This window comes from Comamonas brasiliensis, assembly GCF_018292285.1.
Lineage (GTDB): Bacteria > Pseudomonadota > Gammaproteobacteria > Burkholderiales > Burkholderiaceae_C > Comamonas > Comamonas brasiliensis.
Genome location: NZ_JAANES010000003.1, coordinates 378,056 through 398,851, shown reverse-complemented (window position 1 = coordinate 398,851; position 20,796 = coordinate 378,056). Strand labels below are relative to the sequence as shown.

The window sequence follows — 20,796 nt, the reverse complement described above, 5'->3', positions numbered from 1 at the left end:
CCACATCAATTTGGCATATCTATGAAACGAGAATCGCCAAGTCGTGATTTCCGTAAGGAGACGTTTTGTGAAAATCAAGAGCCAAAAAGACTTTTTCTCCGGTCTGATGTTCTTGGCCGTCGGTCTCGCATTTGCGATCGGCGCGTCCAACTACACCATTGGCACCGGCGCCCGTATGGGTCCAGGTTACTTCCCTCTGATCCTGGGTGTGCTCATGGCCATCCTGGGTGCAGCCATCTGCGTCGGCGGCCTGACCAAGGGCCCCGAAGGTGGTGACAAGATCGGTAAGTGGGCCTGGAAGCCTGTGTTCTTCGTGCTGGCTGCCAACTTTGCCTTCGGCATTCTGTTGGTGGGCGTACCGGCTGTGGGCATCCCCCAGTTCGGTCTGATCATTGCGATCTACGCTTTGGTCTTTATCGCCAGCATGGCCGGTCAGACCTTCAACCTCAAGGAAACAGCCGTTCTGGCCACCATTTTGGCGGTCGGCAGCTATTTCGCTTTCGTGTGGGCGCTGAATCTGCAGTTCCCCGTGTGGCCTAGCTTCATCGCTGGCTAATCAGGAGCATCGTCCATGGATCTGATTCAGAACTTGTCGACGGGTTTTGGCGTGGCTTTCACGTTCCAGAACCTGATCTACTGCTTTGTGGGCTGTCTGCTCGGTACGCTGATCGGCGTGCTGCCAGGCATTGGCCCTGTGGCGACCATCGCCATGTTGCTGCCAGCAACTTATGCACTGCCTCCCGTGGCGGCGCTGATCATGCTGGCCGGTATTTACTACGGCGCCCAGTACGGTGGTTCCACCACCGCCATTCTGGTGAACCTGCCAGGTGAATCGTCCTCTGTGGTGACCGTGATCGACGGTTACCAGATGGCCCGAAAAGGCCGGGCGGGGCCCGCGTTGGCGGCAGCCGGTATCGGCTCCTTCTTCGCAGGCTGCGTGGGTACCGTGATTCTGGCTGCCTTCGCTCCTCCCCTGACCGAAGTCGCTTTCAAGTTCGGCCCTGCCGAGTACTTCTCGCTGATGACCCTGGGTCTGATCGGTGCCGTGGTGCTGGCTTCCGGCTCGCTGCTCAAGGCGATCGCGATGATCGTGCTGGGTCTGCTGCTGGGCATGGTCGGTACCGACGTGAACTCCGGCGTGGCCCGTTACAGCTTCGATATTCCTGAGCTGACCGACGGCATCGACTTCGTCGTGATCGCCATGGGTGTGTTCGGTTACGGCGAAATCATTGCCAACCTGTCCAAGCCTGAAGACGAGCGCGAAGTGTTCGCCGCCAAGGTGACCGGTCTGATGCCTACAGGCGAAGACTTCAAGCGCATGATTCCTGCCATGCTGCGCGGCACGGCCCTGGGTTCGGCCCTGGGTATCTTGCCCGGTGGCGGTGCCATGCTGTCGGCCTTTGCTGCCTACACCATCGAAAAGAAGACCAAGCTGAAGCCCGGCGAAGTTCCTTTCGGTCAAGGCAATATCCGTGGCGTGTGCGCTCCCGAGTCGGCCAACAACGCCGGTTCGCAGACATCGTTCATTCCTCTGCTGACCCTGGGTATTCCTCCCAACGCCGTGATGGCGCTGATGGTGGGTGCCATGACGATTCACAACATCCAGCCCGGTCCTCAGGTGATGACCAGCAACCCGGAACTGTTCTGGGGTCTGATCGCCTCCATGTGGATTGGTAACCTGATGCTGATCATCTTGAACCTGCCGCTGATCGGCGTCTGGATCAAGCTGCTGACAGTGCCTTACCGCTGGCTGTTCCCGTCCATCGTGTTGTTCTGTGCTATCGGCGTGTACGGTACCAACAACAACGCCTGGGACGTGTGGATGGTGGGTATCTTCGGTTTCATCGGCTATGTGTTCCACAAGCTGGGTACCGAACCTGCTCCTCTGCTGCTGGGCTTTATCCTGGGCCCGATGATGGAAGAAAACCTGCGCCGTGCCCTGCTGCTGTCGCGTGGTGACTGGTCGGTCTTCGTGACTCGCCCCATCTCTGCCTGCCTGCTGGCCGCTGCCCTGGTGCTGCTGGTCGTGGTGCTGATGCCTGCAGTGAAGAACAAGCGTGAAGAAGCCTTCGTGGAAGACTGATGGTCTTGCCTGATTGCTGAATCAAGCGCAAAAGCGGCCCGCAAGGGCCGCTTTTTTGATATGAGGACCTTTGTTTCGGGGGCCATGGATTAGGGCGGCAAAATAGCTGCAGTTATTCGAAAGATTGCATGGCCTTGTCTCTATTGCCCGCGCAGCACCCCCAGCGGGTCTTGCTGCACAACGAAATTCACGCGCGTCCTGCGGAAATCATGCAGGCCCCTCTGGCCATCACGCATATCGTGATGCTCACCGATGCGGCCCAGCGCGAGGCCAGCCGCGAACATGTGGCGGCCCTGCTGCGCAATCACCACCGTCCCCTGCCCGATGCGGCAACCACCCATGTGCTGATCGACCTGGGCGCGTTTCGCCTGCGCTGGGAGCAGCACACCGAGTTTGTGGCCTGGACCTTCACCACGCCCATGGCGCAGGCCGGCGTGGCCGATGTGCGCGAGCCCGAGACCGCCATCGATGCCGTGCCGCGCGACTGGCTGGCCGCCCTGCCGGGGCAGTGCCTGAGCAGCCTGCACCTGTGGGCGCTGAACGAGCAGGATGTGGACCCGCACTATCTGATGCGTCACATGCTGCATGCCGATACCCTGGTCGGCTCACGTGTCTCCGGCGGCGCAGGCTCCATCTATACCGACTTTGCGATTCATCCCGACGGCTTCTCGCGCATGCTGCTGCTGGCGGGCGCCGATCTGTCGCCACGCCGCCTGGGCCGTCTGGTGCAGCGCGTGCTGGAGATCGAGACCTATCGCATGGCGGCGCTGCTGGGCCTGCCGGCCGCGCGCAAGGCCGCCGCCGTGCTGGCCACGGCCGAGCGTGAGCTGGCCGAGCTGGCCAATGCCATCCGCGCTGCCGACCGCGACACCGAGCCGGCGCTGCTGGACCGCCTGACCCGGCTGGCCGGCCAGGTGGAGAGCGAGTACGCGGCCACGCATTCGCGCTTTTCGGCCAGCTCCGCCTATTTCGAGCTGGTGGACAGGCGCATTCAGGAAATTCAGGAGACGCGGGTGGATGGCATCCAGACCATTCGCGAATTCATGGACCGGCGCCTCACGCCTGCGCGCGCGACCTGCGAATGGGCGACACGCCGCCAGAATGCGCTGTCCGAGCGGGTCTCGCGCGTCAGCAGTCTGCTGCGCACGCGCGTCGAGATCGAGCAGCAGCAAAGCAGCCAGCAACTGCTGGGCACCATGAACGACCGCCAGGGCACGCAGCTCAAGCTGCAATCCACGGTGGAAGGCCTGTCGGTCGCGGCCATCACCTACTACATCACCGGCCTGATCAGCTACCTGGCCAAGGGCGGGCAGAAACTGGGCTGGCCCTGGTCGCCCGAGTCGACGGCGGCCATGGCCATTCCGGTCGTGGCCCTGGGTGTCTGGTGGTCGCTGCGCAGGCTGCACCACAAGCTGTTTCATGGTCGCAGTCATTGAGCATTGAATTGACTGCTGGTGCTTGAACAAAAAGCGCTGGCAGCTATGGATTTTGATAGTGTCGGGCAGCATGCCCGGCTTGGAAACTGTGTGAAAGGACACTGACATGGACTTTGGTATCTCCGGGCGCTGGGCTCTGGTCTGCGGCGCCAGCAAAGGTTTGGGTTTTGGCTGCGCCAAGGCCCTGGCCGAAGAGGGTGTGAATCTGGTCATCAATGCCAGAAGTGCCGAGACATTGCAGCTGGCAGTGCAGAAGCTGCAAGCCATTGCTCCTCAGATCAAGGTCATCGGTGTCGCTGCAGACATCACCACGCCAGAAGGTCGCACGGCAGTGTTCGAAGCCGCCGGCGGCCCGGGCAAGGACTACGACATCGTCGTGACCAACGCCGGCGGCCCGCCTCCTGGCGACTTCCGCACCTGGGATCGTGAAGCCTGGATCAAGGCCGTGGACGCCAATATGCTGACCCCCATCGAGCTGATCAAGGCCACGGTGGACGGCATGGCCGCGCGTGGCTTCGGTCGCATCGTCAACATCACCTCGAGCGCGGTGAAGGCGCCTATCGACATCCTGGGTCTGTCCAACGGCGCGCGCAGCGGTCTGACGGGCTTTGTGGCCGGCCTGGCGCGTTCGGGTATTGCCGCCAAGGGCGTGACCATCAACAGCATCCTGCCCGGCAAGTTCGACACCGATCGTCTGGTGGCAACCCATCAGGCAGCGGCCAACAAGACCGGCCAGGACCTGGATGCCGTGCGTCAGGCCCAGGCCGCCCAGATTCCTGCCAAGCGCTTTGGCACGGCCGAAGAATTCGGCGCCATCTGTGCCTTCCTGTGCAGCCGCCAGGCTGGCTATATGACGGGCCAGAACATCCTGCCCGACGGCGGTCTGTACCCCGGCACTTACTGATCCTTGATCGACGGCCGAAACGACAAAGCCCCGCAGTGCGGGGCTTTTGTCCGGGGTGGCGGCCTATTTGCGGGACGACACGACGATGCCGGTCACGATCAGCGCAAATGCAAGCGCGTGGTAGAGGTGCGGGGTTTCGCCGAGCACGGGAATCGACAGCAGGGCCGTGAACAGCGGAATCAGGTTGCCGAAGAAGCCTGCAATGGCGGGCGTGGCGCGCTGCACGCCCATGCCCCAGAAGCGGTAGGCCAGAATGGCCGGGCCCACGGCGATGAACAGCAGGCTGCCCAGTAGCGGCCAGCCCGGCACCAGGCGGAATTCGCCCAGCAAGGCTTCGCCGCCCGTGAAGAGACCGGACCAGAGCAGGCCGAAAACGATCTGAGCGAGCAGGAAGCTGGCCCAGTGCGACTTCACCTCCTGCGGGCCGCTGCTGCGCGACAACAGCCAGGTGTAGAAAGCCCAGGCGATGGTGGCCAGCACCATGAACAGGTCGCCGGGCACAAAGTGCAGATCGAGCAGCGTCTGCCAGTCGCCGCGCGACATCACCACCGCCACGCCCAGCACCGAGAGCAAAGCCCCGCCCATCTGCCGGCGGCTGACGCGAATGCCCCAGCACAGCCGGCCTATGGCCAGCATCCACACCGGCATGCTGGAGCTCACCAGCGTCACATTCAGCGGGGTCGAGGTCTTGAGCGCCAGATACAGCAAGGCGTTGTAGCAGCCTATGCCCAGCAGCCCCAGCAGCATGTATTGCCGCCACAGGGGCCAGATCGGGCTGTTCCTGCGCAGCACCCGCCACGCCAGCGGCAGCAGCAGCACAAAGGCGATGCACCAGCGAAAGAAGTTAAGTGCAAACGGCGAGATCAGATCGTGAGCGAGTCGGCCCACGATGGCATTGCCGGCCCACAGTGCCGGAGCCAGGCTGAGCATGGCGACCGTGGCAGGTTTCAGGGGGGAATTCATGGATTGTCACTGTAACCCGAGGTCGCTGGCGGGCAGCCCGGCTGCGCCTTGCTGCGGTGGCTGGCGCTCCTCAATAGTGATGCAAGCCTTCCCGTTTTGCGAAGCTGAGCACAATGCAGGCCTGGGAGATTTTTCATGAAGCAGCAAACCACGCCGCCGCAGCAACAATGGCTGCAGGCACAGCAGGCCATGGCCTGCAGGCATCCTCTGCGCCCGCGCCAGCCGCTGTGCATTGACGAGCAGCAGATCGGCAGTATCGAGGAAGACTTTGCGCGCAAGCTGGGGGGCGATCTGCTGGCTTCGCACGGAATAGCGCTGAGGCTGCTGGCCGGGCAATGGCGGCTGGAAGGCCAGGGCGGGGCGACGGACAAGCTGAACCGGCTGGCGCAGGCCATGCGCAGCGCCGGTCTTGCCGGTGCCTGGCGCAATGAGCAACTGGCGGTCTGCGATGCGCAGGGACGGCAACTGGCAACCATCGAGCGAGGTGCCGTGCGGCCGCTGGGCATTGCCACCCGGGCCGTGCATCTGGTGGGCGTCTGCGCGGACGGCGCGCTCTGGGTGCAGCAGCGCGCAGAAGACAAGGCCAACAACCCCGGCATGTGGGACACCTTGATGGGGGGCATGGTCTCGGCAGCAGACAGTCTGGCCGAGGCGCTGGCGCGTGAGACCTGGGAAGAGGCCGGTCTGCGGGTGGCCGAGCTGGGCGAGCTCAGGCATGGTGGCGAGGTGGTGTTCGCAAGGCCCAGCGACGAAGCCGAGGGTCAGGGCTATATGGTCGAGCGCATAGACTGGTTCTCGGCCCTGGTGCCCGATGCGCTGCAGCCTGTGAACCAGGACGGCGAGGTGCAGCGTTTCGAGCGGCTGGATCTGGCCGAGGTCCAGGGCTGGATGCTGCAGGGCTGTTTCACGCCCGAGGCCTCCCTGGTGCTTGCCGCCTACATGGGCTGGTAGGGCGGCAAGGCCGCTAGCGCTGGCTCTCCAGTGCGGTGGACTTGAGACGGCTGGGCGCCAGGGCTCCGGCCTGCTCGAGAATCGGATAGGCCACCGAGCACAGCAGGGAGTTGATGCGCTTGAGGTCGCTGATCATGTCGATATGCAGAGAGCTGGTCTCTATGCTCGATACCGTGTGCTGCGACAGGCGCTCCAGATGGGTGGCCGAGTAGGCCAGCTCCAGATCGCGGAAGCGCGCTTTTTCCTCGAGCAGCTTTTGCGCCTCGCGCACATTGCCGTTGAGGAAGACGCTCATGGCCAGGCGCAGATTGTCCAGCAGATGCTGGGTCAGCTCGTGAATCTCCAGCTTGCCGGCGGCCGAGAACTGACGGCCCTTCTTGATCTTCTTGTCTTCCAGATCCAGCAGCACGCGCTCGATGATGTCGCCGATCTGCTCCATATTGATGGTGAAGCTGATGATTTCCGTCCAGCGCTGACCTTCGCGCTCGTCGAGTTCGGCGCGCGAGATCTTGGTCATGTAGTACTTGATGGCCGAGTACAGATCGTCCACCGTGGATTCCAGGTGGCGCACTTCCTCGGAGAGCTTGGCATCGTCGGTCTCGGCGACCTTCTGCAGGCCGATCAGCATGGACTCCACCACGTCGGCCTGGTGCAGCGATTCGCGCACGGCGCAGGTGATGGCCAGCGAAGGCGTGGACAGGGCCGACGGGTCCAGGTGGCGAGGGCGCAGCAGCTTGGCCGCGCTTTCTTCCTCGGGCTTGGGCAGCATGGCGGTCACCCAGCGGGCCACGAGCTGGGTCAGGCCGATGAAGCACAGGCTGTTGAAGATGTTGAAGGCCAGGTGGAACATCACCACGTTCTGGCCGGCATTGGCCAGATAGGGCTGGGCGTACTGCGTCCACAGTCCGATGAAGGGCGCGACGATGGCCACGCCCATGATCTTGAACAGCAGATTGCCCACGGTGACCTGGCGTTCTTCCACCGCCGACTTGGCGGTGGTGAGCGCCGCGACCAGGCCGCTGCCCAGGTTGGCGCCCAGGGTCAGGCCCAGTGCCACATCCAGCGGAATGGCGCCCGAGCTGGCCATGGCCGCAATCAGCAGCACCACGGCCAGGCTGGAATAGGCCAGCACGGCCAGTACCGCGCCCAGCAGCAACTCCATGAACAGATCGCTGCTGACCGAAGCCAGCAGGGTGCGCACGGCCGGGGCCTGCAGCAAGGGCTCGGTCGCTTCGACCACCAGGCGCAGGGCCAGCAGCATCAGGCCCAGGCCGATGAGCACACGGCCGATACGCCCGGGCTTGGAATCCTTGCGCGAGATATAGAGCACCACGCCGACAAAGATGAACAGCGGCGAGAGCCAGGAAAGATCGGTGGAGAACAGCACGGCCATCAGGGCCGTGCCGACATCGGCGCCGCGCATCACGGCCAGGGCCGAGGGCAGGGTGATCAGACCCTGGCCGACGAAGGACGAGGTCATCAGCGAGGTGGCGGTGCTCGACTGCACGAGGGCCGTGACGCCCATGCCCGAGAGCGCCGCCGAGAAACGGTTGCTCATGCTGCGGGCAAGAATATTGCGCAGGTTGGCGCCGAAGACCTGCAGAACGCCGGTGCGAACCATCTGAGAGCCCCAGATCAACAGGGCAATGGCTGCTAAAAGATTCAATAAATGCTTCATGTTCTGCCCGCGAAGGAGCGACCTAATATACCCCTGAGTGAGGCGGTTCTGCCCGGAGTCCTCCCTCTTCTCGCACAAATAAGTGCGGAATAAAGAAAACAATAGAACAAAAACGAAATATTTAAAACATCGTTTCTACGGATGCGAAATAGGAAAAAACCGAAATTTTTTGAAGTCAGCATTGCCTATGCTGCTATCAAAAAGGTGGTTTCATGATTCCTTCACTGCCCAGCGCTGCTGTTGTGGGCTTTCTTTTGACGCTGCTGGCGGCCCTGGTGGCCGTCGGCCTGCTGCTGTGGTGGGGCTGGCGGCAGTGGCATGTGCGCTGCGGCCGGCCCAGGCCGCCGCTGCGTATCTGGCAGTGGGAGCTGGCCGTATGGCTGTCCATACTGCCCATTGCAACGCTGGTGGGGCTGGCGCAGATTGCCTGGGTCGATCACCGGCAGGAGCGGCAGAGGACCGCGCAGCAGCGGCTCACGCACATCACGCTGGAGCGGCCCGTGGTCTGGGGCGACATCGTCTTGCCCGCAGGCAGCCATATTCAGCGCGAAGCGCCCCAGGGCGCTGAGAAGCAGGGAGGGCAGCCCGATCTGCGAGGCCTGAAGGAGATACGCTTTCCCCATCCTGTGCAACTGGGCGATATCTGGGTCAACGCCCTGAGCGTCTACCACCAGGTGCTGCTGGAGCTGGACCGGCCCTACGAATTCTCGGCGCCGGGCCGGCAGACGGTGAGTTGCGAACCCGGAAACATGGTGCAGCTGACTGCCGGCGAGCAGCCCCGCAGCTTCGACAAAAACCTGTTTCCCAGGCGCCTGAACGGCCTGTTGCTCAGGGACTGGGTGTTTGATGCCTGCTTCATCACCACGCCGATCAACGTACGCTACTGGAAGGACGACAGGCTGATCTGGGCCGATGCGCCTGTCTATGCGTCGGCGGCATCCGGGCCGGGCACGGCGCAATGAAAAAGCCCGCTGTCTGCTTCAGAGACAGCGGGCCTTGCGCATGGGGGGCGGCTGGTGCCTAGGAGGTCCGGGCCTTGGCACGCCTTGCACGCAAGAGCTCGTCGAGTATCAGCAGGATGGCCCCCAGGGTGATGCCCATGTCGGCCACGTTGAAGGCCGGGAAATGGCTGCTGCCCCAGTAGAAGTCCAGAAAGTCCACCACATAGCCGTGCTGCAGGCGGTCCACCACATTGCCGATGGCTCCGCCCAGGATGCTGGACAGCGACAGGCAGAACATCTTCTCGCCGGGGTGCTTGCGCAGCTGCCAGACGATGAGCACGGTGGCAATCACGCCTATGGCCACGAACAGCCAGCGCTGCCAGCCGCTGCCGCCCGCAAGAAAGGAGAAGGCTGCGCCCGTGTTGTGAGCGCGCACGATGTTGAAGAAGCTGGTGATGGGAGTCCAGTCCCCATACTGGTAGTGGCTCAAAATCATCTGCTTGGTGATCTGATCCACGCCGATGATGACAAGCGCCCACAGCAGCCAGGGCCAGATACGGCCAAGGCCTGCGGAGGAGGTCTGGGTGTTGCTCATGGCAGCTCTTTGCTAAGGTTTTTTGATAGCGGCTAGCGCTTGAGTAAAAAGGATTTCAGCATGAATCAATGCTGAAAATGGCTGCCAGCAAGCGCTGGCAGCTCACTTTTAATGGATCAAGCCTTGGTGCGGATTTCACCCGTGCCGTGCAGATTGCTGTCGCAGCGGCCGCAGATCGAGGGATGCTCGGGGTTCACGCCCACGTCTTCGCGGTAGTGCCAGCAGCGCTCGCACTTGGCGTGCTCGCTGGCCTTCACGGTGGTGGTCAGGGCATCGCCGGCCACGGCAGTCGCTGCCGAGGTGATGAAGACGAACTTCAGATCGTCCTTGAGGCTTTGCAGCAGGGCCAAGTCTTCGGGCTCGGCCGTGAGCGTGACTTCGGCCTGCAGGGACGAACCCACGGCGCCGGTGGTGCGCACCACTTCGATGTCCTTGTTGACCAGGTTGCGGATCTCGCACAGGCGCGTCCACTTGGCCAGCAGGCCTTCGTCGCCGGCGGGCAGCTCGGTGAACTTCTCCAGGAAGATGGATTCGCTGTGGCCCACGATCTTCCAGGCTTCCTCGGCCGTGAAGGACAGGAAGGGCGACATCCAGCGCAGCAGCGCCTGGGTGATCTGGTAGAGCGCGGTCTGGGCCGAGCGGCGTGCCAGGCTCTTGGGGGCGCTGGTGTAGAGGCGGTCCTTGAGCACGTCCAGGTAGAAGCCGCCCAGGTCTTCGGAGCAGAACAGCTGGATCTTGGCGACCACGGGGTGGAACTCGTAGACCTTGTAGTGGGCCAGGATTTCCTGCTGCAGCTGGGCCGAGCGGGCCAGCGCGAACTGGTCGATCTCCAGCATCTCGCCGTAGGCCACGGCATCCTTGCTCGCGTCGAAGTCGCTGGTGTTGGCCAGCAGGAAACGCAGCGTGTTGCGGATGCGGCGATAGGCGTCCACCACGCGGGCCAGGATCTTGTCGTCGATGCCCAGGTCGCCCGAGTAGTCGGTCGAGGCCACCCACAGACGGATGATTTCCGCGCCCATCTTGCTGGACACGTCTTGCGGGGCCACGGTGTTGCCCAGCGACTTGGACATCTTCTTGCCCTGGCCGTCCACGGTGAAGCCGTGGGTCAGCAGGCCGCGATAGGGCGCGCGGCCGAAGATGGCCGACGCCAGCAGCAGCGAGCTGTGGAACCAGCCGCGGTGCTGGTCGTGGCCTTCCAGGTATAGGTCGGCCTCGGGGCCCTTGTCGTGGTGGTGTTCGGGATGGGTGCCGCGCAGCACATGCCAGAAGGTGGAGCCCGAGTCGAACCAGACTTCCAGAATGTCGGTGCTCTTGGTGTAGTGCTTGGCTTCCTCGGTGCCCAGGATGTCTTCGGTGCTGACGCGGCTCCAGGCTTCGATGCCGCCCTGCTCGATCATGGCAGCCGCCTGGTCGATGATCTCCATGGTGCGCGGGTGCAGGGCGCCCGTGTCCACATGCAGGAAGAAGGGGATGGGCACGCCCCAGCTGCGCTGACGCGAGATGCACCAGTCGGGACGGCCGGCGATCATGGCGCGCAGGCGGTCCTGGCCGTTTTGCGGGTAGAAGTTGGTCTGCTCGATGGCGTCCAGCGCGATCTGGCGCAGGGTCTTCTCGGGCTTTTGCGCGGGATCGGTGAACACGCCTTCGCCTTCGTCCATGCGGATGAACCACTGGGCGGCCGCGCGGTAGATGACGGGCGTCTTGTGGCGCCAGCAGTGCGGATAGCTGTGGCTGATGGTGGTGGTGTCCATCAGGCGGCCCGCGACCTTCAGGGCGTCGAGGATGACGGGCACGGCCTTCCAGATATGCTGGCCGCCGAACATGGGCAGGTCGGCTGCGTACACGCCGTTGCCCTGCACGGGGTTCAGGATCTGCTTGTAGTCCATGCCGTTGGACATGCAGCTGTTGAAGTCGTCCACGCCATAGGCAGGGGCCGAGTGCACGATACCGGTACCGTCGTCGGCGGTGGCGTATTCGGCCAGGTACACGGGCGAGATGCGGTCAAAGCCCTTGTCCACATGGGCCAGCGGGTGCTTGAAGGGCATGTGGTCGAGCTTTTCGCCCTTGGCAGTGGCGAGCACGCGGCCTTCCAGCTTCCAGCGGGTCAGGCATTTCTCGACCAGGGCGGAGGCCACGATCAGCAGGCCGCGCTCGGTGTCCACCAGGCTGTATTCCAGGTCGGGGTTGACGTTCAGCGCCTGGTTGGCAGGGATGGTCCAGGCTGTCGTCGTCCAGATGACGATGAAGGCCTCCTTGTCGAGCTTGTCCAGGCCGAATGCTGCGGCCAGTTTGGCCGGCTCGGCAGCGGGGAACATCACGTCCAGGGTCTGGCTTTGCTTGTCGGCGTATTCGATCTCGAACTCGGCCAGCGAGGAGGCGCAGTCAAAGCACCAGTACACGGGCTTGAGGCCGCGGTAGACAAAGCCACGCTCCATCACCTTCTTCAAGGCGCGCAGCTCGGCGGCCTCGTTGGCGTAGTTCATGGTCTTGTAGGGGTGATCCCAGTCGCCGAGCACGCCCAGGCGCTTGAAGTCCACCATCTGCTGCTCGATCTGTTCGGCGGCAAAGGCGCGGCTCTTGGCCTGCATCTCGTCGCGCGGCAGATTGCGGCCATGCAGCTTTTCGATGGCGTTCTCGATGGGCAGACCATGGCAGTCCCAGCCCGGTGCGTAGAGCGCGTCGAAGCCTTCGAGCTGGCGGCTCTTGACGATCATGTCTTTGAGGATCTTGTTCACCGCATGGCCGATGTGCAGCTTGCCGTTGGCGTAAGGAGGGCCGTCGTGCAGGATGAACTTGGGCGCGCCGCTGCGGGCGTCGCGCAGCTTCTTGTAGATGCCGTTGTCGTCCCATTCCTTGGCCCAGGCGGGTTCGCGCTTGGGCAGGTCGCCGCGCATGGGGAAGGGGGTGTCGGGCATATTCAGCGTGGCGCGGTAGGCGGACGCTTCGGGCTTGTTGGACTTCGAATCAGACATGGGAAACCTTGAAAGCAATGCAATGCCCGGGCAGTTCTGCCTGGGCGTGAATGGTGAGGTGAGCGCCAGTGCGCTGCTGCGCCTGGGACGTGCGAGCAGCGAGCGTCAAATTCGGTCGCGCGTGGTCTGGCGACGGGTCTCTGTGTGCGACGAGGTATGGGACGGTATGTGGGCCGAGGCGAAAAACGCGCGCGCGTCATCGCAGTCCTTGGCGATGCCGACCGTCAGGGCATCGAGACTGTCATACTTCAGCTCGTCGTGCAGTTTGTGCAGAAGTTCCACGCGGATGATTTTACCGTAGGCACCTTCTCCACCCAGTTGGGCGGGCCAATCGAAACAGTGGGTCTCCAGCAGCACCCGCCCGCCGTTGATGTCGTTGGGGTCCAGCGAGGGGCGCACGCCGAGGTTGGCCACGCCCTGCAGCGGCTTGTCCGTCAGACCATGCACCAGCACGGCAAAAATGCCGCTGGCGGCAGGCTTCCAGTGGTCGAAGCGCAGATTCAGTGTGCGAAAGCCGTCCTCGGCTCCGCTTTTGGATTCGGCCAGCTTGCGGCCCAGCTTGCGACCGTGCACCACATGGCCGGAGATGCGATAGGGGTGGCCCAGCAGCTTGGCGGCCTGCTGCATGTCGCCGGCGGCCAGTGCCTCGCGAACGGCCGTGCTGGAGACGCGCAGGCCATGGACTTCATAGCTGTTCATGCGGGCCACATCAAAGCCCAGGGCCTGACCGGCGTTGTCCAGCATGGCGTAATCACCGGCGCGCCTGGCGCCGAAGCGGAAGTCGTCGCCCACCAGCACGTATTTGGCGCCCAGGCCCGAGATCAGCACATCCTGAATGAAGTCTTCGGGGCTCTGGCTGGCCAGGGCCTGGTTGAAGGGCAGGATCACGACCTGATCGACGCCGCAGACCTCGAGCTGGCTGAGCTTGTCCCGCAGCGTGCCCACGCGGGCCGGGGCCATCTCAGGCTTGCCCAGCTTCTTGGCAAAGTAGTCGCGCGGGTGCGGCTCGAAGGTCATGGCGCAGCTGGGGATGCCGCGCTGGGCTGCCTCGGCCTTGAGCAGGCCCAGCATGGCTTGATGTCCCCGGTGTACACCATCAAAATTGCCAATGGTCACAGCGCAGGCCGGGGCCAGGCCGGGATGATTGATACCGCGGAAAATCTTCATGGACTGCTTCGTTCTTTATAGCAACTGGCGCCGATGCATGCGACACAAGCCGTCAATTTGACATAGTTTCAGAGTATATTGCTTCAAATCAGGCAGCCGTGCAGGCTGCATGAGTGTGCCCAAAAGCGCCAAGACGCTTGTCCGTTTTCCGTGGTCGATGTTTGACTGTATGGAGGCTGGTTGTGAAAGTCTTGAAGCTGACAGCCCAGGGGCTGCCGCAGTCCTGGGTAACGCTGGAGCAGGCGGCGCTGCATTACGCAGCAGAAGAGGTGCGCTGGGAAGCCGGTGTCGAAATCGCCTGTTTTCGTGGTGGCCACAATGCGGTGACCGGCAAGCAGTCAGTCATTCACATCAACTCCATCATCGGCACCAAGGGCATGCCGAACATCAACCCGCACGAGTTGCTGCCGGGGCTGACGAACGGCAAGCTTTTTGCACGCGACCGCTGTGTCTGCGCCTATTGCGGGCGGCAATTCCACGAGGGCGATCTCACTCGCGAGCACATTGTCCCCGTGAGCACAGGCGGACAGCACAGCTGGATGAATCTGGTCACGGCCTGCCGCGCCTGCAACCACCGCAAGGGGGCCAGAACGCCGGAGCAGGCTCGCATGCCCCTGCTCTACACGCCCTACACGCCCACGCTGTGGGAGGATTTCATCCTGAGAAACCGCCGCATTCTGGCCGACCAGATGGAGTTTCTCGTAGCCCATGTGCCGCGTGGATCGCGCTGGCGCAGCTGAAAAGGCATGAAAAAAGCCCCGGGCTGGAACGCGCGGGGCTGTGAAGAGAGGACGCAGGCAGGAGATCAGGCGGTGGTGGCGACGGCTTTTTGCCAGGCTTCGTAAAGATCTTCGCCCGTATCGCGCACGCGCTGGCCGATCAGGGCCATCTCGCGCTGGTCTTCGGGCTTGGCCAGTTCCACATAGCCGCGCGCGGCCGACAGATCGTAGGGCTCGCCGTCTTCGTTGGAGTAGGCGAAGTACACCTGCTTCACGCCGGCCAGCAGCATGGCCGTGTAGCACATGGAGCAGGGGTAGCCGCTGGCATACATGATGGCTCCCGACAGATCGGTGCTGCCCTGGTCCTTGGCGCCTATACGCAGGGCCTGCATCTCAGCGTGGGCCGAAGGGTCGCAGAGCTCGTCGACCTGGTTGACGGCGCGGGCCAGCACCTGGCCGTCCCTGACCAGCACGGCGCCGAAGGGCCAGGTCGCGGATTCGCGGCCCTTGACATTGCCCATGGCCAGGCGAATGGATTCAAGCAGGTATTTGCCGCTGTCGTTTTCGTTGTTCATAGAGTTGTTCTCCTTGGTAAAAATCAGCTGCCGCGGTAGGTGTTGAAGAACCACGGCGAGCACAGCATGGGCACGTGGTAGTGCTGGGCCGCGTCGAAGATGGAAAAGCGCACCAGCACTTCTTCCGACAGCGCCGTGGGCTCCTTGAAATGCTCGCCCGTGTAAAAGCGCAGCTCGAAGTCCCCGGTGCGGGCCGCGGCGGCGGGCAGCATGGGGGCGTCGGTGCGGCCGTCGGCATTGGTGCGGGTGCTGCTCAGGCGCTGCGCCGGGGTCTGCGCCACGTCGTAGAGTTCCACCCGCATGCCGGCGATGGGACGTCCGTTGGTGAGGTTGAGTACATGGGTGCTGATGCCTGCCATGGTGGTCTTTCGGTGGGTTGCGATAGAGCGCGGGTATGGCGGCTCAGCTGCCGCGCGAATAGGTGTAGCTCCAGGGGCCGAACTGAATGGGCAGGTGGATGCGCTCTGCCGTGTTCACGATCTGGAAGCGCACCGGCACCTTGGACAGAAAGGCCGGGCGCGGCAGCCTGGCGCCCTTGACCGCAAAGTACTCGTCCACATGCAGCAGCATTTCGTAGCGGCCGCTGCGGTAGCTGTCGTCGATCAACAGCGGTTCGTCGGCGCGGCCGTTGGCATTCACGACAAAGCTGCGTATCGGCACATAGGTCTCGCCGTCGAAGCGCGAGAAGTCGATGCGCAAGCCCGTGGCCGCAGAACCATGGAAGGTGTCCACGGCATGCATGGTCAGGCGCGGGCTGACGCCATGCAGCACGATGGGGCCGGTGGCCTGGGCGGGCGCTACCGGGGCCTTGTCGGCGGCCAGTGCGCCGTGTGTGCCCGTCAGGGCCGAGGCGCCGAGCGCCAGGCCCGAGAGTGCGAACTGCCGGCGCGACGGGGTTGATGTGGGTGTGGAATGCATGCGGGATGACTCCTTCAGGCGTTCTTGCGGCGCTGGATGCGGGCGACGAAGGCGATGGCGAGAACCGCTGCCAGGGCTTCCACGATGGCCACCAGGTACAGGCCCGGGGCGACCTTGCCGGTAGAGGCCTTGATCACGCCCATCAGATAAGGGGCGCCGAAGCCGGCCAGATTGGCCACCGAGTTGATCAGCGCCACGCCCACTGCGGCTGCGCCGCCGCTGAGCAGCATATTGGGCATCTGCCAGAAGACGGGAATCGCACTCATGGTGCCCACCAATGCCAGGACCATGGCTGTCAGCGCCACGATCACGGGGATGCTGTCCATGCCCATGGTGACGGCCAGGGCCAGCATGCCTGCGGCGCCCAGCAGGACAGAGCCCGCAAAGTGCCAGCGCACCTCGCCACGGTGGTCGGAGTGGCGACCGTTGATGATCATGCCGGCCGCGCCGAGCAGATAGGCGGCACCGGCGATCCAGCCCACCTGCATGGGCGAGGTGAAGCCCGCTTCGCGAATCACGGTGGGAATCCAGAAGGTCAACGTGGAGTTGGCGCACAGCAGGCAGAAGAACACCGCGATCAGCAGCCACACCATGGGGTTGCCGAACAGGGTGCGCCAGTCGCTGTGGCGTTCGCCCTGGGCCTTCTGGTCGATCTCGAGCTGCTGGCGCACGACGGCGCGGTCCGTATCGGTGAGCCATTTGGCTTCCTCTGGACGATCGGTCATGTAGAAGTAGGCAAAGATGCCGGCCAGTACCGAGGGGATGCCTTCGATGATGAACAGCCATTGCCAGCCGTGCATGCCGTGCGCGCCTGCCGCCCAGGTCATGATGCCGCCGGCCAGCGGGCCGCCGATGACACCGGCGATGGCCGAGGCCGACATGAAGGTGCCGAAGGCCTTGGCGCGGCGCTTGGACGGATACCAGTAGGTCAGATAGAGGATGATGCCGGGGTAGAAGCCGGCCTCGAACACGCCCATCAGAAAGCGCAGGATGTAGAACTGGGTCGGTGTCGTCACCCAGGCCTGGAGGATGCAGATCAGGCCCCAGCCTATGGTGATGCGCATCACCGTCTTCTTGGCGCCTATCTTCTGCAGCAACATGTTGGACGGCACTTCGAACAGGAAGTAGCCGATGAAGAAGATGCCGGCGCCCAGGCCGTAGACGGCTTCGCTGAACTTCAGGTCGTCGAGCATCTGCAGCTTGGCGAAGCCGATGTTGACGCGGTCCAACCAGGCCAGCACCCACAGCACGCCCAGGAAGGGCAGCAGGCGCCAGGAAATCTTGGAATAGGTGGCGTCGACCTGATCGACGGAAGCAGCGGTGCCGCTGATCGGCACATGATGAGCACTCATGGCAAGTCCTTGTCTCGGAAATTTGTTGTTGGGTTTGCGGACACTTGCATGGTCGCGACTTGTGGCGATATGCGAAACTAAGCGCCTGCTATGAGCCGCATAGCAAAATGCATATCTCTAGGGAAAACACGTGTCTCGCAGCGAAGAACCGTTCGATACCTATTTGCTGCGCGTGCTGTGCACCTTGATCAGCGAGAAAAGCGTGTCGCGCGCGGCAATACGCCTCAATCAGTCACAGCCGGCCATCAGCGCGGCGCTGCGGCGCTTGCGGGCCATCTTCAACGACCCGCTGCTGGTGCGGGACAAGAACCGCATGGTGCCGACGGCGCGTGCGCTCCAGGCGGTGGAGCAGGCACGTGCGGCGCTGGGGCTGATCGACGGTCTGCTGAGCGTCGGCAAGGAATTTGTGGCCGAGACCACCCAGCTGCGCTTCACCATCGCCATGCCCGACTATCTGGCGCCGCCCTTCATGGCGCGCGTGGTCCAGCTCATGCGTGCGCAGGCTCCGGGCGCGAGACTGGTCCTGCTGCCGCTGGGCCAGAACTTCGACTACGAGCAGGCCCTGCAAAGCGGCGAGGTGGATATCGTCATCGGCAACTGGCCGAGTCCGCCTGAGCATTTGCACATGTCCACGCTGCTCGAGGACGAGGTGGTCTGCCTGCTCGATGAAAAGCATCCTCTGGCGCAGCCGGGCCGGCTCACGGCCGAGCACTATCTGCAGGCTGCGCATGTGGTGTTCACGCCTTACTCGCCCGATCAGCGCGGCGTGGTGGAAAGCAGTCTGGGCACCATGCGCGTGAGCCGTGACGGCCGCGTGCAATGCTCGCATTTCTCGATGGCGCCGGACCTGCTGGTGGGCACCGATCTGCTGCTGACCACCAGCCGCCATTTCGCGGCCTATCACGCCAGGCGGCTGCCGCTGGCCATGGTGCCTCTGCCCATGGGCAACCGCGTCATGCGCTTCTACCAGCTCTGGCATTCGTCCCGGCACCGGGATGCCTCCCACATCTGGCTGCGCGCCCTGCTGAATCAGGCCTCGCAGGTGCTGACGACAACGACGTAGCCGGCTGCTATACGGGCTATAACAAGCCAGCACTGTGAGGCGGCAAACGCGCTTCCTACACTGGCCTCATGACCAGCACCACTACCCCCTCCATCCCCACGCTCGACGAGCTCAACACCATGACGCAGGCGGCCTTTGCGGCCGCGCTCGGCGAGGTTTTCGAATACGCCCCCTGGGTGGCCGAGGCGGCCGCGCAGCAGCGCCCCTTCGCCAGCCTGGACGCACTGCACCAGGCCATGCTGGCCGCCGTGCATGGCAGCCCGCGCGAGCAGACCCTGCGCTTTCTCTGTGGCCACCCCGAGCTGTCGGTCAGCGCCGTGCGTTCCGGCACGCTGACCGTTGACTCCCAGCAGGAGCAGCAAAGCGCGGGCCTGGGGGATCTGGCGCAGGAGCAGGGAGAGCGTCTGGCCGAGCTGAACCAGGCCTATCGCACGCGCCATGGCTTTCCCTTCATCGCCTGCGTGCGCCACTACACGCGCGCCGGCCTGTTTGCCGAGCTGGCCTCGCGTGCCGAGCGCGGCACCGAGCAGGAGTTTGCCGAAGCCCTGCGCCAGATCGGCTTCATCAGCCGTCTGCGCCTGTCGCAACGCGTGAGTAGTGCCAGCAGCCTGCAGGCTGCTTGAGCCCCTATCGCCGCCCAAGCCCCGCAATGCGGGGCTTTTCTTATGCTGGATGGCGGGTTGGCACCATATGTCGGGGTTTGCTGCCCATGTGCAGCAGATGCCGCATGGATCGTGCTGGCGCGGCCCAGGCTGCCTACTGCCGCAGTGGGAGTTCTCTGCGCTGGCTGAAATCCCCGCATGCTTGTGATTGAATTCGGGTTTAGACCTCATTTCTCGTTTTCATGATCGTCAGAGATCGCCCGTCGGGCTTCAAGCTGCTGTGGATTGTCCGGGGCTCGGTGCTGCAACGCATCAAAGGCGTGCTCGCCGTCAATATCGTGCTGGCCATCATCGTCACCGTTGCGCATGGCACGCTGTTTCACACCAAGATTCCCATCACACCGATTCCGTTCACCCTGATCGGTCTGCCGCTGGCGATTTTTCTGGGCTTTCGCAACAACACCGCGTATGCGCGCTACTGGGAGGGGCGCAAGCTCTGGGGCGAGATCGTGATCTATGCACGCACGCTGGCGCGCCAGTGCCTGAGCCTGATCGAACTCGATCACCCCGTGGACCCGCGCCAGCGGGCCAACGATGTACGGGTGCGCATGGTGCACCGGGCCGTGGCTTTTTCTCATGTGCTGCGGGCCCAGCTGCGCGGCCTCAAGGACGATGTGGCCGCCCAGCAGTGGCTGACCCATGCCGAGTGGCAGCGCCTGCAGCTGCTGCCACTGAATCAGCGCACCGATGCGCTGATGCTGGCCATGGGCCAGGATCTGGGGCAGTGCGTGCGCGACAGACGCATAGACCCCTGCCTGGCCGTGGAGCTGGACCGCACGCTCAACGGCTTCACGACGGCCGCAGCCTCTTGCGAGCGCATCCGCAACACGCCGATTCCGTTTTCCTACACCTTGCTGCTGCACCGTACGGCCCATCTGTACTGCTTTTTGCTGCCGTTCGGTCTGGTGGACATCACGGGCTTCATGACGCCGTTTGTCGTGGCCATCGTGGCCTATACCTTCTACGGCCTCGATGTGCTGGGTGATGAGCTGGAGGAGCCGTTCGGCATGGAAAGCAACGATCTGGCGCTGGACAGCATCTGCCGCAGCATCGAGATCAGCCTCAGCCAGTCGCTGGGCGACCCCCAGGTGCCGGCACCGCTCAAGCCGGTGGACTATCTGCTGACCTGAGACTCTCCGCAATGCAAGGCCCTGAACTCATCATTCAGGGCTTTGTTTTTTGATGGCGCCTGGCGCCAATGCCGCCTAGACCGTGGCGCGATCCTCGTCCACGGCCTTTTGCCAGGCCTGGTACAGGTCCTCGCCGGCATCGCGCACGCGGTGGCCGATGACGGGCAGTTCGCGCCGGCCTTCGGGTCGGGCCAGCTCCTCATAGCCGCGCGCAGCCGACAGGTCGTAGGGCTCGCCGTCTTCGTTGGAGTAGGCGAAATACACCTGCTTCACGCCGGCCAGCAGCATGGCGGTGTGGCACATGGAGCAGGGATAGCCGCTGGCATACATGACCGACCTGGACAGATCCGTGCTGCCCAGGGCCTTGGCGGCAATGCGCAGTGCCTGCATCTCGGCGTGGGCCGAGGGATCGCACAGATCATCGACCTGGTTGACGGCGCGCGCCAGGATCTTGCCGTCACGCACCAGCACGGCACCGAAGGGCCAGGTCGCGGATTCGCGGCCCTTGACATTGCCCATGGCCAGGCGGATGGACTCCAGCAGATACTTTTCGCTGTCTTGCTTGCTCATACATGTCTCCTTTGATTCTTGTGAGTGGCGCAAGAATCATAGGAAGAGCCATAGGGCCCATAGTGCATGCAGGAAGCAAAACAGCACGCCGAAGCGTGCTGTTGACTTTTAGTTTTG

The 20,796-nt window shown here is 63.5% G+C and carries 20 protein-coding genes; 10 read left to right on the top strand and 10 right to left on the bottom strand.

Annotation, left to right across the window (positions count from 1 at the left end; genetic code table 11):
• The first annotated feature begins 67 nt into the window (after window positions 1–67).
• From DJFAAGMI_RS14465 to DJFAAGMI_RS14450, 4 genes are all read left to right on the top strand, one after another.
• On the top strand, window positions 68–556 hold the full coding sequence (locus DJFAAGMI_RS14465) for a tripartite tricarboxylate transporter TctB family protein (RefSeq protein WP_211457656.1): 489 nt from the start codon (window positions 68–70) through the stop codon (window positions 554–556).
• Window positions 557–571: 15 nt separating this feature from the next.
• On the top strand, window positions 572–2,083 hold the full coding sequence (locus tag DJFAAGMI_RS14460) for a tripartite tricarboxylate transporter permease (RefSeq protein WP_003058274.1): 1,512 nt from the start codon (window positions 572–574) through the stop codon (window positions 2,081–2,083).
• A 128-nt stretch (window positions 2,084–2,211) separates the two neighbouring features.
• A complete protein-coding gene (locus tag DJFAAGMI_RS14455; protein WP_003058273.1) occupies window positions 2,212–3,519 on the top strand; it encodes a DUF3422 family protein in 1,308 nt (435 codons plus the stop codon).
• Between the two features lie 106 nt (window positions 3,520–3,625).
• The gene (locus tag DJFAAGMI_RS14450) at window positions 3,626–4,423 is read left to right on the top strand and encodes an SDR family oxidoreductase (protein WP_167006058.1); all 798 of its coding nucleotides are present in this window, start codon (window positions 3,626–3,628) and stop codon (window positions 4,421–4,423) included.
• Window positions 4,424–4,486: 63 nt separating this feature from the next.
• Here the strand turns inward: DJFAAGMI_RS14450 and DJFAAGMI_RS14445 are convergent, their stop codons facing one another.
• Window positions 4,487–5,386 (bottom strand): DMT family transporter, encoded by a 900-nt coding sequence (locus DJFAAGMI_RS14445; protein WP_003058271.1) that lies wholly within the window; start codon window positions 5,384–5,386, stop codon window positions 4,487–4,489.
• A 135-nt stretch (window positions 5,387–5,521) separates the two neighbouring features.
• On the opposite strand from DJFAAGMI_RS14445, the gene DJFAAGMI_RS14440 reads away from it, so the two are divergent.
• Entirely contained in the window at window positions 5,522–6,337 is an 816-nt protein-coding gene (locus DJFAAGMI_RS14440; RefSeq protein ID WP_211457655.1) for an NUDIX hydrolase, read from the top strand.
• Between the two features lie 13 nt (window positions 6,338–6,350).
• Here the strand turns inward: DJFAAGMI_RS14440 and DJFAAGMI_RS14435 are convergent, their stop codons facing one another.
• Window positions 6,351–8,015 carry a Na/Pi cotransporter family protein gene (locus DJFAAGMI_RS14435; protein WP_211457654.1) on the bottom strand — a complete coding sequence of 555 codons (1,665 nt, stop codon included), beginning with the start codon at window positions 8,013–8,015 and terminating at the stop codon, window positions 6,351–6,353.
• A gap of 212 nt (window positions 8,016–8,227) precedes the next feature.
• Here DJFAAGMI_RS14435 and DJFAAGMI_RS14430 point away from each other — a divergent pair, with 212 nt between their 5' ends.
• The gene (locus DJFAAGMI_RS14430; RefSeq protein WP_211457653.1) at window positions 8,228–8,977 is read left to right on the top strand and encodes a hypothetical protein; all 750 of its coding nucleotides are present in this window, start codon (window positions 8,228–8,230) and stop codon (window positions 8,975–8,977) included.
• A gap of 58 nt (window positions 8,978–9,035) precedes the next feature.
• Here DJFAAGMI_RS14430 and lspA read toward each other — a convergent pair whose 3' ends face one another.
• The 3 genes from lspA to DJFAAGMI_RS14415 all read right to left on the bottom strand — a co-directional run bounded on the left by lspA (window position 9,036) and on the right by DJFAAGMI_RS14415 (window position 13,690).
• Window positions 9,036–9,551 carry a signal peptidase II gene (gene lspA / locus DJFAAGMI_RS14425; protein ID WP_211457652.1) on the bottom strand — a complete coding sequence of 172 codons (516 nt, stop codon included), beginning with the start codon at window positions 9,549–9,551 and terminating at the stop codon, window positions 9,036–9,038.
• 116 nt (window positions 9,552–9,667) lie between these two features.
• Window positions 9,668–12,523 (bottom strand): isoleucine--tRNA ligase, encoded by a 2,856-nt coding sequence (gene ileS / locus DJFAAGMI_RS14420; protein WP_211457651.1) that lies wholly within the window; start codon window positions 12,521–12,523, stop codon window positions 9,668–9,670.
• A 105-nt stretch (window positions 12,524–12,628) separates the two neighbouring features.
• Window positions 12,629–13,690, bottom strand: a complete 1,062-nt coding sequence (locus DJFAAGMI_RS14415) for a bifunctional riboflavin kinase/FAD synthetase (protein ID WP_211457650.1) — start codon at window positions 13,688–13,690, stop codon at window positions 12,629–12,631.
• Window positions 13,691–13,872: 182 nt separating this feature from the next.
• Between DJFAAGMI_RS14415 and DJFAAGMI_RS14410 the strand changes: the two genes are divergently transcribed.
• A complete protein-coding gene (locus DJFAAGMI_RS14410; RefSeq protein WP_167006034.1) occupies window positions 13,873–14,430 on the top strand; it encodes an HNH endonuclease in 558 nt (185 codons plus the stop codon).
• A gap of 65 nt (window positions 14,431–14,495) precedes the next feature.
• Here DJFAAGMI_RS14410 and DJFAAGMI_RS14405 read toward each other — a convergent pair whose 3' ends face one another.
• From DJFAAGMI_RS14405 to DJFAAGMI_RS14390, 4 genes are read right to left on the bottom strand one after another with little or no spacing between them, the layout of a single operon-like run.
• A complete protein-coding gene (locus tag DJFAAGMI_RS14405; RefSeq protein ID WP_211457649.1) occupies window positions 14,496–14,984 on the bottom strand; it encodes a nucleoside deaminase in 489 nt (162 codons plus the stop codon).
• 23 nt (window positions 14,985–15,007) lie between these two features.
• Entirely contained in the window at window positions 15,008–15,343 is a 336-nt protein-coding gene (uraH, locus tag DJFAAGMI_RS14400; RefSeq protein ID WP_211457648.1) for a hydroxyisourate hydrolase, read from the bottom strand.
• A gap of 43 nt (window positions 15,344–15,386) precedes the next feature.
• Window positions 15,387–15,902 carry a hydroxyisourate hydrolase gene (locus DJFAAGMI_RS14395; RefSeq protein WP_211457647.1) on the bottom strand — a complete coding sequence of 172 codons (516 nt, stop codon included), beginning with the start codon at window positions 15,900–15,902 and terminating at the stop codon, window positions 15,387–15,389.
• Window positions 15,903–15,916: 14 nt separating this feature from the next.
• Window positions 15,917–17,254: an MFS transporter gene (locus DJFAAGMI_RS14390; protein WP_043003411.1), complete on the bottom strand. Its 1,338-nt coding sequence runs from the start codon at window positions 17,252–17,254 to the stop codon at window positions 15,917–15,919.
• Between the two features lie 130 nt (window positions 17,255–17,384).
• Between DJFAAGMI_RS14390 and DJFAAGMI_RS14385 the strand changes: the two genes are divergently transcribed.
• From DJFAAGMI_RS14385 to DJFAAGMI_RS14375, 3 genes are all read left to right on the top strand, one after another.
• Window positions 17,385–18,317, top strand: coding sequence for a LysR family transcriptional regulator (locus DJFAAGMI_RS14385; RefSeq protein ID WP_211457646.1), 933 nt, complete (start codon window positions 17,385–17,387; stop codon window positions 18,315–18,317).
• 68 nt (window positions 18,318–18,385) lie between these two features.
• On the top strand, window positions 18,386–18,940 hold the full coding sequence (gene uraD / locus DJFAAGMI_RS14380; protein WP_211457645.1) for a 2-oxo-4-hydroxy-4-carboxy-5-ureidoimidazoline decarboxylase: 555 nt from the start codon (window positions 18,386–18,388) through the stop codon (window positions 18,938–18,940).
• Between the two features lie 221 nt (window positions 18,941–19,161).
• A complete protein-coding gene (locus tag DJFAAGMI_RS14375) occupies window positions 19,162–20,109 on the top strand; it encodes a bestrophin family protein (protein ID WP_211457644.1) in 948 nt (315 codons plus the stop codon).
• 75 nt (window positions 20,110–20,184) lie between these two features.
• Here the strand turns inward: DJFAAGMI_RS14375 and DJFAAGMI_RS14370 are convergent, their stop codons facing one another.
• Window positions 20,185–20,679: a nucleoside deaminase gene (locus DJFAAGMI_RS14370; RefSeq protein ID WP_211457643.1), complete on the bottom strand. Its 495-nt coding sequence runs from the start codon at window positions 20,677–20,679 to the stop codon at window positions 20,185–20,187.
• Window positions 20,680–20,796 lie beyond the last annotated feature (117 nt).